General features: G+C 69.2%; 1 protein-coding gene. It reads left to right on the forward strand.

Annotated features, from left to right (window positions below):
• Window positions 1-768: 768 nt before the first annotated feature.
• Window positions 769-1,192 (forward strand): DEAD/DEAH box helicase (locus ASF38_RS00970; protein ID WP_235497337.1); only part of this gene is annotated, 424 nt, incomplete at its 3' end.

The following is a 1,192-nucleotide window of genomic DNA, read 5'->3' on the forward strand; positions in this document are numbered from 1 at the left end:
CGGGGGACGCAAGATTCTGCGTTCGTGCGCGAAGGGTCGAAGGATGCTGCGTTTGCTACGGGAACCGGTGCCGAACGCAGCATCGTTCGGGCTTCTGCACGCGAAGGCAGAATCTTGCGTCCGACGGGGCGACTCGCGCGGCGGGTGGGCAGGGATTCTCCCTTCTCGTGGACCGTTCCACGCGAAGGGAGAGTCACTGCCCTCCAGGTCCCCATTACGTCGCCACAATTCTTCCTTCGCGAGGCACGGTCCACACAAAGGAGGAATCATGCGTGGATCCCGCACAGATGAAGAATCGTGGCCGCGCCCCGCAGACCCAGCCGATCCGGACCCGCTGCTCCGGTCGAGGCCCTTTCGGGGACCGACCCGGCTCGTAGCCACAGCGACGCAGCCGCAGGAGAACTCGTAGCCACAGCGACGCAGTATCAGGAGAACTCGAAGCCACAGCGACGCAGCAGCGAGTGCGAACCCGACCGCGCGCCGCAGACCCAATCAGGACGAGGATCCCGCTCCGGTCGAGGCCCTTTCGAAGACCAGCCCCGCCCAGGAGTCGCACCGACGCAGCCGCAGGGCGACGCTCGGCGACCACGGAGAAGCGAGCCGGGTGACGCAGGGCACGGGAGCGGAAGCGCCGGCCGCGGGTCCTCGGCTGCTAGGCTGGAGGTCCACGGGAGCCCCGGAACGTTCGGAGGGCCTCCCCCTCCTTGCTCGAACAGGCCGCGTCATCCGACGCAGAGCGGTTCGAGCCACCCAACGTCTGAGAGTTCTGTGAACCAGCCTTCTGGCAGCCCTGTGCTGTCCACCCGTCCCACCCCTGCCCTGACGTCGTTCAACGACCTCGGCCTCCCCTCCTCGCTCGTCAAGGCGCTCGCCCGTGAAGGCATCGTCGAGCCCACCCCGATCCAGCAGGCCGTCCTGCCGTCAGCGCTCGCCGGGCGCAACGTGCTCGGCCGCGCCCGCACCGGATCGGGCAAGACCCTGTCCTTCGGCCTGCCCGTTCTCGACCAGCTGGCCGGCGGCACCCGCCGTCCGAAGGCGCCGCGCGGCCTCATCCTGGTGCCCACCCGTGAGCTGGCCACCCAGGTCCAGCGCGCCCTGGCGCCGCTGGCGGCACCGCTGCACCTGCGCATCATGACCGTGCTCGGCGGCACCCCGATCAACAAGCAGATCCACCAGCTGCGCGACGGCGTCG

It is taken from the genome of Aeromicrobium sp. Leaf272, assembly GCF_001422865.1.
In the GTDB taxonomy this organism is placed as follows: domain Bacteria; phylum Actinomycetota; class Actinomycetes; order Propionibacteriales; family Nocardioidaceae; genus Aeromicrobium.